Genomic DNA, 13,196 nt, shown 5'->3' with positions numbered 1-13,196 from the left:
AACAATATAAAAAAGAATCGCAATATCATTTATTAAGTCGTACCTTTGCAGCCGCTACAGAATCGGCTTGAAGCCATTCTTAAAATATATTTATGACATTTGAATCTTTAGGATTATCAGAGGCTATTTTAAAAGCCATCAACAAAAAGGGATATACTGAGCCCTCAGCCATTCAGCAAAAAGCCATTCCACATATTTTACAAGGTAAAGATGTATTGGCATCTGCACAAACAGGAACAGGAAAAACAGCAGGATTTACATTACCATTATTACATTCATTATCTACTCAAAATAAGTGGAAAAGAAGACCTATACGTGCTTTGGTATTAACACCAACAAGAGAGTTGGCAGCACAGGTTTATGAAAACGTAAGAGAATATAGTGAGTTTTTAGATATAAAATCAGCCGTAATATTCGGAGGAGTAAAACCAAAACCACAAATTACAACTTTGAGAAGAGGAGTAGATGTATTGGTTGCTACACCAGGTAGATTATTAGATTTAATTAGTCAAGATGCATTGTCTTTGTCTAAAATTGAGATATTGGTTTTAGATGAGGCCGATAGAATGTTGGACATGGGATTTTTACGTGATATTAAAAAAATATTAGCGTTGGTTCCACAAAAACGTCAGAACTTATTGTTTTCTGCTACTTTTTCTCCAGACATTAAAGCATTGGCCAATACTTTTATGAATAGTCCAGTGTCGGTGGAGTCTGCTCCACAAAACACGACTGCAGAAAAAGTAAAACAAACTTTTTACAATGTAAATAAAGGAGACAAACCAGAAGCTGTGATTGGCATGGTAAAAAAAGGAAACTGGAGTCAGGTTTTAATTTTTACACGTACCAAACACGGAGCTAATAAATTGGCAGAAAGATTGGCAAAAGCAGGGATTACCGCTTCTGCTATTCACGGAAATAAAAGTCAGGCAGCAAGAACCAAAGCTTTAGAGGGATTTAAGAAAAGTTCAGTGAGAGTGTTGGTAGCTACAGACATTGCAGCTCGTGGATTAGATATTCCGTTGTTACCACACGTAATTAATTACGAATTGCCAAATGTACCAGAAGATTACGTTCACAGAATTGGACGTACAGGTAGAGCAGGAGCAAGTGGACATGCTATTTCTTTGGTTTGTGGTGAGGAAATAAAATTTGCCTTAGATATTGAAAAATTACTAGGATTAAAATTACCGATGCAATCTTTAGAAGGTTTTGATTTTAAAGCACCAACAGCTGAAGAATTAAAAGCGATGAAAAAAGGGCCTTCTAGAACCAGTTCTCCAAAAGCTGCTCAAAAACCTAAAACGGCTAAAAAGAAAGCCAAACCAGGTGAAACACCAAAGTGGGTGCAAGCTAAAAAAAGTGCAGCTTCTAAATTAGGTAGAGGTAGAAATAGAAGATAAAATACTCCAATTTATAAAACATAAAAAATCCCAAAATGAAATTTCATTTTGGGATTTTTTATGTTTATCGAGCAATGTTTCTCATCACATTTACTTTTTTCTTCTTTTTACGATTAAACTTTCCGTTGATGATAAATACGGCTAAAATTCCTAAAACACCTCCAACAACTGTATTCCATAAAATTTGTTCTCCTATAAATATAAAAGAGGTTAATACAGCGGTGCTAGGAACAATAAAAATATAAGTACTGGCTTTTTCAGCCCCAATTCTAGCCGTTACATATAAGAAGCAGGTAGTGGCTAAGGCTGAATTTACCACACCGAAATATAAAATATTTAACCAGAATTTGGTGTCAGCTGTGATTAATAATTGTTTAAGTTCTTTAAAATCAACAAAACAAGCAATAATTAATGCTGCTAGAATATGAGTCCATAAGCTAAACCCAATAGCGTTTCCAAATTTATTGGCGTGAGAACTAATTTTACTCATCACAGCCCAAACAAAAGCAGCTAATAAAAAATAGATATTTCCTACATCTAAAATGGCTGCTGTATTGTCCCAAACTTTTAACAAAACCATTCCTGCTAAAAATCCAAAAAGCAATCCAAGGTATTCTTGTTTGCTCGGTAGTATTTTACTGATGACCAATCCAATAATGTATGCAAATATAGGATTGATGGTTGTTACTAAAACGCCACCAGCTCCAGGAAATCCTTCATGAACTCCTCTAAAAAAGAACAAGGTGTACAATAAAATAAAGATAGATGCTCCTGCTACATGAAACCATCCTTTTTTATTTACATTGACTTTAATTTTAGCAAAATAAGTTAGCGGAATTAAAGTCAAAGGGACTAAAATAAAACGCATCATACTTAGGTTTAAAGCGCTTGTATAAGTCCCCAAAACTTTAGCACAAGTCCAACTAGTCCCCCAGGTACACATGCTAAGAATCATGGCTATTAAGAGAATTTTTTCGTTTCTGGTATGAGGTTTGGTTGATGTGGTTTGCATTGTTTACTTTTTCATGTTGATGATATAAAAGTAAGAAATCAAATTTCGGTAATTCTAACTTTCTTTTTCTTTAATCTTTCGTTGTTAATAATGTCTAACAAAGGTTTGGTGTTTTTAATTTTTACAGATACAAACGCACAATCATGTTTTAGTTCTATCACCCCCACTTGATTTCCAGATAACTTTCCTTTTTTTATTAACAAACCTACAATATCTCCTTTTGATATTTTGTCTTGCCTTCCTCCAGAAATAAACAAGGTTTTCCATGGAGATGGTTCAGGTAATGTATTTTGTTGCAAATGTGCTACATCATCAATAGTAATAAAATCTGGTAAGTCTTCTTTTTTCCATTGAATTACATAGGCTGTTCCTTCACTATTCATTCTAGCAGTTCTACCATTTCTATGGGTGAATTCTTCTACTTTTAAAGGCAATTGATAATGGATTAAAAAATCAATTTCTGGAATGTCTAAACCACGAGCAGCTAAATCGGTTGCTATTAAAATATGATAAGTTCCATTACGGAATTTTATCAAAGCACGTTCTCTGTCTTTTTGTTCCAAACCTCCATAAAAGCAACCGTGTGGAATTTCATAATCGTTTAAATAATCACTTACCCTAGCAATACTGTCTTTATAATTACAAAAGATGATTCCAGATTTATTTCCAATATGACAAAGTGTATCTACCAAAGTTTTTAATTTGTCTTTGTCCGGAGACAATACTTTTTTGATGATTAATTGAGATTTTTTCTCACCTAAAAAATTAATCTCTATAGGGTTTTGAATGCCTACAAAAGTTGGAATCTCAATTTCTTGAGTGGCTGAGGTTAATATTTTTTGTTTGATAGATGGAAGTAATTCCACAATTTCACTCATCTCTGCTTCAAAACCAACTTCTAAAGATTTGTCAAACTCATCTAAAATTAAGGTAGCAATATCAAATGTTTCAAAACTTCCTTTACGTAAATGATCTGCAATTCTACCCGGTGTTCCAATCAAAACGGTTGGCGTATGTGCCAACTCAATTTTATCTTTAGACATCGGTCTACCCCCATACACACAATTGGCTTTGTAACCCGTTCCCATTTCTCTAAAAACCTGCTCAATTTGTATGGCTAATTCTCTAGAAGGAGTAATAATCAATGTCTGTACTTCTTTGCTATCTGAATTTAACTTTTCTAGCATAGGCAATAAAAAAGCCAAGGTTTTTCCCGTTCCTGTAGGCGATAACAAAACAACATCTTTGTTAGTAGCAATGGCTTCTTGAGCAGTTTCTTGCATAGGATTTAATTGTGTAATTCCTAGTTTAGAAAGGATACTTGATTGATTTTTGTGGTTTGTAGACATTGCAGAAATAGATATTGATTTGCTACTGCAAGGTAATGTAAACTAAGAACAAAAAAGAAGTGAGTTCAAGAAATGTGAAAGGGAGAGTGGAACGTGTTTTGGCTAAACTGAGTTTTAATGCAGTTTAGGTTTTGTTATAAACATCATTGTATTATTTCTTTTCCTTTAATCCATTCAAAACAATCCCAAGTTTGTTGAACAAAATATTGAGCTTTGATAAGACTTTTTTTGGAAATTTCTATCGAATGAATATGACCATCGGAGATGGTATATGTTAGATTGTGCCCATTTAAAGTAGACAGTACTAACATTTTTGCGTTAAGTTCTTTTTCAAATTTCCCTTTACCTCTCATGCGATCTTCAATATGTTGCCACGAATTTCTTACGTCCCAAATATTAGGGAAGGCATTATCAAATTCATAATAGATGTTATTAATTTTTGCTCTTGTCTCTGCCTCAATGTATGGTGTTTTCCTTTCTTCTGTCATGATTCTCAAGGTATTTGAGACTTTAACCATTCCATCTAAAAAAGAATGAGCAAAAATTTGAGGAATTCCAATTGTGTATTCATTGACGGGGATTTTTCCAATAAATTTGGTCGGAATTCTATCCTGAATAGGCATTTCATCAATTTGATTTATTGTACTAATATATAAACTGCATGTAAGTGCAGCATCTTTTAGAAAACGTTCTAAATTTGTTAGAAGATCATTGATTATTTTATCACTGGTATACTGATTGGAAGTCAGTCTTTCTTTAAACTTAATCTTTAATTTATTTAACACCTCTGATTGTTCAGATAAAGAAAACTCTTTCATCGAGTCTCCAAATTCTCGCTCAAGAAACAACTTGATTTCGGAAGTTTTTAGAATATAATTTTCTGCACAAAAAGGTGTTGTCTTTCTAATATTGATAGAATAGTAATAATCGTTGGTCATTTTTATTGTTTATAACACAGTCTTCCCATTTTTTTTTGAAATTTAAATATAAACCAAAAAAGCTAAATGTACTTAAGCTTTTTAAATTCTACGTAGTTGCTTTCTTTTTTTATGTAATGTTTTGGTTTATTGTGTTTTGCGTTTGTAGAGAAAACAAGAATAGAAATTCTCTTAAATTTTTTTCAATTTTTTAAAACCATCCTCATTATTCTTGCGTAAGTAAGGTGTAATCATAAAAATAAAAATCATGAAATTTAAGAATGTAATGAAAAAATCAAATTCAAAACTTGTAGTTGCAATGGCTATGGTTGCCTCTACTTTAGCGGTATCATGTAATGATAACGGAGATGACAATAACCTTATTATGGGAGATGTTAAACTAAGTCTTTTTGCATCCAACAATTCAAACGGAGATATTACTGTTTACGATGTTACTTCTAGTCAAGATATTTCATCAAAAACATTAGTGACTTCTTCAACAGCAGCAGATGGTGTTTATTATGATTCTGAATCTGAATCAGTATTTCAGGCATCTCGTTCAGGTAATAGTTTAGAAGGATTTGTAAATATTAATAGTATTTTAGGAGGGACTTCTATTAGTGTAGGTGTTACAGGAAGTAGCGATATGATGAGCCCAAGAGAAGTTGCTGTTAACGGAAATTTATATGTTGTAGCTGATAACGCTGATGTAGACGGAGACATGAACACTCCTGATGGTACTTTATACATTTACGAAATGACTAACGGAAGTTTTACACTTAGAAATACCGTTGTTACTGATTTTAAACTTTGGGGAATTACTTTTAACGGAAATGATTTATATGCTGTTGTAGATGCTACAAATGAATTGGCTGTTTTTTCTAATTTTTTAAGTAACACAACTAATACTTCTATAAGTGCAAGCAAACGTATTGCTATAGAGGGAATTGTAAGAACGCACGGAATTACTTATGATGTTGGTTCTGATGTATTGGTGATGACAGATATTGCAATGGCATCAAACGGACAAGATGATGGAGGGTTCCATATTATTAAAGATTTTTCTAATAAATTAAATGCTACTGAAAATGGAGGAATGATTTCATTAGCGAATCAAACAAGAGTTGCAGGTTCTAATACGATGATGGGAAATCCTGTAGATGTTGCTTATGATGCTGATTCGGAAATTGTATACATTGCCGAAGCTGGTAATGGAGGAGGAAGAATTTTAGCTTTTAATAATATTGGTTCAGGAGGAAACATTAGTCCTATGTTTAATAGTGATTTAATGGCTGCTTCTTCTGTGTATTTAGCTAAAGAATAGTTTCTAGTTTTATAGAACATCAATAAAAAGAGATTGTTTAAATAAACGTCATTCTGAATTTATTTCGGGATGACGTTTTTTTTCTTTCCGTCATGCTGAACTTGTTTCAGCATCTTATACGTTGATGGTTTTGTAAAGTTTTTGGTGCGACTCTGAAACGAATTTAGGGTGGCGTACAGCTTTTTTATTTTATCATGCTTTTAAGTTCTGAATGGCTGCCTCAGCACAACGTTCACCATCCATAGCGGCAGAAATAATTCCACCTGCATAACCACCTCCTTCACCACAAGGGTATAATCCCTGAATTTCTGGGTGTTCTAAGTTTTCTTTTCTAGGAATGTTTACAGGAGATGAGGTTCTAGATTCTACTCCAACAATATTTGCTTCATTGGTATTGTATCCGTGCATTTTGGCTCCAATTTGTGCAAAGCCTTTACGCAATCTACCCCCAATGGCTTTAGGTAATAAAGAATGTAAAGGAGCAGAATTTAATCCGGGTTGGTAAGAGGTTGGATTTAATTCAGGTGATAATTTTCCATCAATAAAATCGGTTAATCTTTGTGCGGGGGCTGTTTGTGTTCTTCCGCCAGCAGTGAAAGCCAATCGTTCTAAATCTTTTTGATATTGTAATCCTTTTAACGCTCCGTATTGCTCGTATTTTTGTAAATCTTTTTGTGCGTTGATTTCTACCACAATCCCAGAATTGGCAAAAATATTGTTTCGTTTAGAGGGAGACATTCCGTTCACCACCACTTCTCCATTGGCTGTGGCAGCAGGAACAATAAATCCACCTGGGCACATACAAAAAGAGTATACTCCACGTTCACGGACTTGTTCTACCCAACCGTAGGCAGCAGCAGGTAATAATTCATGTCTGCTTCCTTCACAATGATATTGAATTCCATCAATAATTTGTTGAGGATGTTCTACACGAACCCCCATAGCAAAAGATTTTGCTTGTAAAGCAATTTGTTTTTTATCTAACAATTCATAAATATCACGAGCGGAATGACCTGTAGCTAAAATCAAAGCTTTAGCGCTTAGTTCTCTTCCATCTTGTAATTGAATGGCTTGTAATTTGTTGTTTTTGGTAATGATGTCAACGACTCTAGATTCAAAATGAACTTCTCCACCATAATGGATAATATTTTCACGAATCTTGGCAATAATTTTTGGTAATTTATTAGTTCCAATATGCGGATGTGCATCAATTAAAATTTGTTCTGTAGCCCCGTGATATACCAAGTTTTCAAAAATTCTACGAACATCACCACGTTTTAAACTTCGTGTGTATAGTTTTCCGTCAGAATAAGTTCCTGCACCACCTTCACCAAAGCAGTAATTAGAATCTTCATTCACGTTGTGGAATTGGTTGATTTGACGTAAATCTCTACGTCTGTCTTGTACATTTTTACCACGTTCTAAAACCACAGGTTTGTATCCTAATTCAATACAACGCAAAGCTGCATACATTCCTGCAGGACCAAATCCTACAATATGAATTTCTGGTTTGTTGCTAACGTCTTGGTAATTAAATTGATATTCAGATTGTTCTGGAGCCGCTTCTTTAACGTAAACTGCTACTTTGTAATTAAAGTAAATTTGAGGTTTACGAGAATCGATAGATTTACGTAAGACTTTTACGGTTGTAATGTCTTTTCTAGAAATACTTAACCATTCCGCAGCTTTCATTTCTAGAATGTTTGCCTTGGTCTCCTCTTGCAGTTTTATACGAAGTTGAATCTCTTTTACCATGATGCAAAAATAGTTTATTTATTGCTAGTATTTAATAGGTTGATAGGTAATCGATATAAAAAAAGATGATGAAAAATAGCGAGCTACTCATCATCATCTTATTTTGTGATTTATTAAAGATAACAGTTTTTGTTTATGCTTCTACAGTTCCTTTTTTAGATTTTCTGTACGTAAAAGAATTAAAAATATTACGTCTTCCAAAGTTGTTGATAGATTTACTGTTTACAAACTTTAGGAATAATTTATGGTTCACTCCAAAATATTCATAAGTATTTCCATCGGTAAAAGTTACTTCTAACAACATACTTTTGTGATGATAATCTGCTACTTGAGATTCGGTAATGGTTTTTTTGTATTCTTCTAGGTTTGCTTCTTTGGTTTCTGGAGCAATACTTACCAAGAAATGATAACCGTCAATAATTCTAGTGCTTACTTCTTCGGCTTCTAATTTCTTTTCTTCGTCCTGAAATTTATCAGGATGCCATTGTTTTACCAATCCTCTGTAAGTAGTCTTTAACTCTTTAAGAGAGATAGCTCCTTCTACTTTAAAAAGCTTTTTATATTCGTTAATACGCTTCATGTTTTGTTTTTTCAGGTTGCGGCTGCAAAGCTATTCATAATAAAATGGAATACAGTATTTTAAATTGTATTTGTAAAGCTTATTTTAACCAATTAATTTATTGTTGCTTGGCAAAAATTTCTGCCACAGCAGCTTTGTATTTTACTTGATTTCCAGCCTTTTTAATAGCTTTATATGTTTTTTGAGGATTGTCAAAAGATTGAGAAAAGTATTCCCAAAACCCTAACATTTTCATTTTAATAGGAGTAGGACCAGACAAAGCTTCATCATATTGTTGATAAATGGTGTCGTGGAATTCTTTGAAAATCTGCCATCTGTTTTCAGGATATTCAGTGGTGTTGTTCTGAATCATGCTAGGTAAAAAAGGATCTGCAATTAAACCACGACCAATCATAAAATGATCGATGCTAGGAAAACGTTCTTGTAATTCTCTAAAAGCTTGTACACTGGTAATATCTCCGTTATAATATAATTTATGAGGACTGTTTTCTATACATTTTTGGAAAGAGTCTAAATCAGTCCCTCCTTTGTAGAGTTGCTTACCAATACGAGCGTGAATGGCAATATTTTTTAATGGATATTTTTCTAGAATAGGGAATACCTCTAAAATTTCGGTTGGTTCTTCATAACCCATTCTCATTTTCATAGAAATGGTTACATCACTTTCGTTATGTGCTTTGTGTAAAACTTCATCAATCTTTTGAGGTTGGCAAATCATTCCAGATCCCATTCCTTGTTTGGTGACCATTGGATAAGGACAACCTAAATTCCAGTTTAATTCTTTGTAGCCTAAAGATTGAATGTATTTAATAACAAATAAAAATTCATCGGGATTGTTGGTCATTACCTGAGGAATTAATTCAGAAACTTGATTGTTTTCAGGATTTAAATCTCTTTGGTAATTGTTTTTAATCACCATTTTACCATTCATCTTAATATAAGGAGCGTAAAATGTATTTATTCCTCCAAAATAATGATGGAATGCGTTACGAAAACGAAAATCTGTAAATCCTTGTAAAGGAGATGATAAAAGTGTAATTGACATCCAAAAAATTTTGGCAAAAGTAGTGAAAAACAAAACCACTCAATCAAAAAAAGAGTGGTTTGTGAATTGTTTAATACAAGTGATTTTCGTTGAGTTGATTTACTAAACTTTGTGCCACTTGTTTTGGGATGTTGTTAAATATATCATCTGCATTTTGTACACCATATTCACTGTTCCAAACCACAGTGTCTTTGCTAATATCTATTCCTGTAAAAACATAAGTATACATTAAATTGCTAGAATTTGTAGTAGCATTATAGGTGTCTTTTTCAAAAACTTTTTCTTTGCTATTTATTTTATTGTAAAGTCTTTGGATGTCTTTTTGAAAAATAGTAATTACCAAATCAATGTTTTTATCTAAGACTTCTTCATCTATGTTTTGCTGAATTTCTTCCTGACTTAAAACAAGTGTTTTGTCCAAGTTGTTTTTAATCAAATAAAAATCAGCATATTTATTTTGTTCTCCTAATTGTTCTTTAGCAAATTCAACAATTTTTGTGTTGATTTTAGAAATGGTTAATTTATTTTTAAGTTCTGTGTCAAAAATTTTCTTAATGATATTCTGATTGGTATAATAACTATCAGTAACAAATAAAACTCGTTTATAAGTTGGAGGGATATCATCTTTTTTTTGACTAATAGTTGTTTTAGGGCTATTGCAGCTGATAATGATAAGGGCAAATAGAAAATAGATGATTTTCTTCATGGAAATTAATTTTATAATGAAGCTACAATAATTATTCCTTATGTCTAATTTTAAGAAATGAATACTTTTTTAAAAAAGTTGATCTTCCATTAATTTCAAATGAACTTTTTTAGCAAGTACACTAGGTGTATTATCTAAAAAGGAATTGGCATTATCTACTTCATAGGTGCCTTTCCAAACTTCTTTATTAGATTTTGTGTCTATTGCGGTAATTGTGTATTTAAATGATAAATTACTTGAACTGTTCATAGAAAATTCTCCATTTAGCCCTGTTGAAGGAGAAGTGTAATGCGCAGTGCTAATGTTAGTTGGAATAATTTTAATTAATATGTCAATATTTTTACTATTAATAATACTTAATATTTCAGCTTTTTTAGATATATCATCAGCATTTTCATTATCATTTAGTTTGGGTTTTTTCTCTTCTTCTATATTTATATTAACAATATGAGCTGAAAATTTTATACCATTAGAGCTAAACCTTTTTAAAAGATTATTTAAAAGGCTTTTGTTGATATCAGAAACTTTATTAAGTTCTGTAGCTTTAGAACTGAAAAATTGAGCAAATCCAGATTTAGTACTATAGTAACCAGTTGTAATAAATAAGGGCTTTTTGTATTGGTGTGGGGTGATGTTATTGTCTTTTACAGATAAGAGTGTTGAACTGCATCCTGTTAAAGTAATAACAAGAGAAATTAGTACAAATATTTTTTTCATAGTATTTTTTTAACCACCTAATCCAAAAAAAAGAAAAGGTGGTTTGAAATTATAGTTAAACAAATTTTAGTTCTTTACGTGTAAAGCTTCGTTTAATTCAATCGTTTTTGGGTTAGGACGACAAGTTAAGTGTCCGTTAGTAGAATCTAATAAGAATAACAATTTGTCTTTTCCGTTTAACTCAGCACCTTTTACAATGTTTTGTCTTTCTTCAACTTTGTTTCCGTTGATGTCTACAGGTTGTTTGTTGGCATCATATAACCAAACTTTAGCAGCAGCAGTTACATAAACTCCAGCAGCAATAGTACATCCAAATCCTAAAGAAATTCCTGTTCCAGAGTTAGCTCCTAATAAACATTTATCTCCAATAGAAATTACGTTTTTGTTACCACCAGATAAAGTTCCCATAATAGAAACTCCACCACCTAAATCAGAATCGTGACCTACTACAACTCCAGCAGAAACTCTACCTTCAATCATAGCATTTCCTTTAGTACCTGCATTAAAGTTAATATAACCAGCAGGCATTACTGTTGTTCCTACAGCACAATGTGCTCCTAAACGAACTTGAGATCCACTAGCAATTCTTACTCCGTTTGGTACGTGGTAGTTTACCATATAAGGGAATTTGTCTACATGTGTTACCACAATGTTTTCTCCTTTAAAAGTAGCTTTAATTCTTTCTGCAGATAAATCTTCTGGTAAAATCGGTCCTTGGTTGGTCCAAGCAATGTTGTTTAATTTTCCAAAAACACCTTCTAAAGACAATCCGTGTGGCAATACGTGTAATTGCGATAAACATTGGAGTTTAAAGTATCCTTCTACAGCATCATTAACAGGTTGATCTTTATCAAATAAGAAATAAGCAACTACATCAATTTCTTGATATGTATTGCTAGGAGATGCAATGTTCTCTAACAATTGTTGAATAAGAATAATGTTTGGGTGTTTTTCTATTTCTCCATGAAAAGCAGCAAAGTTGTCAAAAGCATTTTGTAATTGAGCTTTAGAAACAGTTACAAATCCATTTTCACTTCCTTTAAAACCTGTTACATCTTGTAATAATGCAGCAGTTCCAAAAGCAGTATCCCAGTTAATTCCTGGAAAGTTTACGTCCAAAACTTTGTCTCCTTTAGAGCGGCGAATTCCTAATCCAAATGCTAATGGTTTTGTGTATCCTTCTGTAGCTTCAACATCTGCTACGTATGCTTTAAAATCTTCTATTGTATTCATGTTATTTGTTTTCAAAAAATGATGGGGCAAATATAAGGCATTGAAATTAGCTATAAAAACGGATGTGATTTAGTTGCTATAAAAAATCTACGTTTTCTTTTAAAACTATTTCAATTGGAGAAAAATAGTATTTCTCGGGTTTTATTTGATGGGTTAAATAATTAAAGAGCAACTTAATTCCATCGTACCCTTGTTGAATAGGTTTTTGGCTGATTAAAAAATCAACAGTTCCATTTTTTAAATATTTAATGTTTTTGTTTGTTGTATCAAAACCACCAATTTCAATATCTTTTCTGTCTAAGCTTTCAACTATTTTAGCTACAGCACTAACTTTACTTGAAGGAACAAATATTCCTTTAATATGAGTATGTTCAGAAAGATAATTGCTAAGTTGATTTTTTAATGTTTCACTATTTTCAATATGTTCAAAATGTAAGTTGTGAATAGTAATCGATTTTTTAGAGGTTTTAAAAAAATCTTTAAATCCATTAATTCTTTTGTTAATAGAAGTATAGTTAGAAATGTCTTTTCTGATTTCAATAATTAAAATTTCAGCTTTTTTAGGTAATACCCAATTCATTAATTTTCCTGCTAGCAATCCACTTTTAAAAGAATCTTGCCCAATAAAAGATAGATTGTTAAGTCCTTCTGTTTCGGTATTGATAAATACATAAGGGATGTTTTCATTTTCTAACAAACCAATCAACTCTTTGGTTTCTTTGTTAAAAATAGGAGCAATTAATACCGCACTAGGTTTGCTGTTTACCATTTTATGAAAAGCATCAATATAGGTTTTTGATGAAAATTGATTAAAATGAAAGTTGTTGATTAAAAATCCAAGATTTTTAATTTCTTCCATGGCATTAGCAATTCCTTGTTTAGGAGATTCCCAAAATTCATCAGAATTTATGTTTTCTGGTAAAAGAGTCGCTATGGTATACGTTTTTTTAGATGCCAAAATACTAGCAACAGGATTTACCGTATAATTATAGTCCTCAATAATTTTAAGAACTTTTTTTTTGGTTTTTTCAGAAACGCCCGGTCTATTGTGTAAAACTCTGTCTACAGTTCCAATAGAAACGTTTGCCTTTAATGCGATGTCTTTGATGCTTTTCAATGCCTTATTTTGTTAATTCCGTAAAAACCAGTGCAAAA

General features: G+C 32.2%; 12 protein-coding genes. 2 read left to right on the top strand and 10 right to left on the bottom strand.

Annotated elements, in window-relative coordinates; genetic code table 11:
• The first annotated feature begins 92 nt into the window (after positions 1 to 92).
• Complete coding sequence (locus tag BUB70_RS12680; protein WP_073122164.1) at positions 93 to 1,403, top strand: DEAD/DEAH box helicase; 1,311 nt, start codon at positions 93 to 95, stop codon at positions 1,401 to 1,403.
• A gap of 64 nt (positions 1,404 to 1,467) precedes the next feature.
• On the opposite strand, the gene BUB70_RS12675 is transcribed toward BUB70_RS12680, so the two are convergent.
• The 3 genes from BUB70_RS12675 to BUB70_RS12665 form a co-directional block, all read right to left on the bottom strand.
• Positions 1,468 to 2,415 (bottom strand): DMT family transporter, encoded by a 948-nt coding sequence (locus BUB70_RS12675; RefSeq protein ID WP_084730285.1) that lies wholly within the window; start codon positions 2,413 to 2,415, stop codon positions 1,468 to 1,470.
• A 38-nt stretch (positions 2,416 to 2,453) separates the two neighbouring features.
• The gene (locus tag BUB70_RS12670; RefSeq protein WP_073122162.1) at positions 2,454 to 3,764 is read right to left on the bottom strand and encodes a DEAD/DEAH box helicase; all 1,311 of its coding nucleotides are present in this window, start codon (positions 3,762 to 3,764) and stop codon (positions 2,454 to 2,456) included.
• Positions 3,765 to 3,907: 143 nt separating this feature from the next.
• The gene (locus BUB70_RS12665) at positions 3,908 to 4,702 is read right to left on the bottom strand and encodes a hypothetical protein (RefSeq protein WP_143155304.1); all 795 of its coding nucleotides are present in this window, start codon (positions 4,700 to 4,702) and stop codon (positions 3,908 to 3,910) included.
• 247 nt (positions 4,703 to 4,949) lie between these two features.
• On the opposite strand from BUB70_RS12665, the gene BUB70_RS12660 reads away from it, so the two are divergent.
• Complete coding sequence (locus tag BUB70_RS12660) at positions 4,950 to 6,005, top strand: hypothetical protein (protein WP_229743001.1); 1,056 nt, start codon at positions 4,950 to 4,952, stop codon at positions 6,003 to 6,005.
• Positions 6,006 to 6,197: 192 nt separating this feature from the next.
• Here the strand turns inward: BUB70_RS12660 and BUB70_RS12655 are convergent, their stop codons facing one another.
• The 7 genes from BUB70_RS12655 to BUB70_RS12625 form a co-directional block, all read right to left on the bottom strand.
• Entirely contained in the window at positions 6,198 to 7,760 is a 1,563-nt protein-coding gene (locus BUB70_RS12655; protein ID WP_073122158.1) for an NAD(P)/FAD-dependent oxidoreductase, read from the bottom strand.
• Positions 7,761 to 7,893: 133 nt separating this feature from the next.
• Positions 7,894 to 8,340: a KTSC domain-containing protein gene (locus BUB70_RS12650; protein ID WP_073122156.1), complete on the bottom strand. Its 447-nt coding sequence runs from the start codon at positions 8,338 to 8,340 to the stop codon at positions 7,894 to 7,896.
• A gap of 97 nt (positions 8,341 to 8,437) precedes the next feature.
• Positions 8,438 to 9,385: a tRNA dihydrouridine synthase gene (locus tag BUB70_RS12645; protein ID WP_073122153.1), complete on the bottom strand. Its 948-nt coding sequence runs from the start codon at positions 9,383 to 9,385 to the stop codon at positions 8,438 to 8,440.
• A gap of 70 nt (positions 9,386 to 9,455) precedes the next feature.
• Positions 9,456 to 10,091, bottom strand: coding sequence for a hypothetical protein (locus BUB70_RS12640; RefSeq protein ID WP_073122151.1), 636 nt, complete (start codon positions 10,089 to 10,091; stop codon positions 9,456 to 9,458).
• 69 nt (positions 10,092 to 10,160) lie between these two features.
• Entirely contained in the window at positions 10,161 to 10,808 is a 648-nt protein-coding gene (locus tag BUB70_RS12635; protein ID WP_073122149.1) for a lipoprotein, read from the bottom strand.
• A 66-nt stretch (positions 10,809 to 10,874) separates the two neighbouring features.
• Positions 10,875 to 12,041: a tetrahydrodipicolinate N-succinyltransferase N-terminal domain-containing protein gene (locus BUB70_RS12630; RefSeq protein ID WP_084730284.1), complete on the bottom strand. Its 1,167-nt coding sequence runs from the start codon at positions 12,039 to 12,041 to the stop codon at positions 10,875 to 10,877.
• 76 nt (positions 12,042 to 12,117) lie between these two features.
• Positions 12,118 to 13,158, bottom strand: a complete 1,041-nt coding sequence (locus tag BUB70_RS12625) for a substrate-binding domain-containing protein (protein ID WP_073122147.1) — start codon at positions 13,156 to 13,158, stop codon at positions 12,118 to 12,120.
• Positions 13,159 to 13,196: the final 38 nt, after the last annotated feature.

The sequence above is a fragment of the Wenyingzhuangia marina genome, from assembly GCF_900130035.1.
Lineage (GTDB): Bacteria > Bacteroidota > Bacteroidia > Flavobacteriales > Flavobacteriaceae > Wenyingzhuangia > Wenyingzhuangia marina.
The sequence above is the reverse complement of the archived record's forward strand: the minus strand, read 5'-3'. Positions and strand labels throughout refer to the sequence as shown.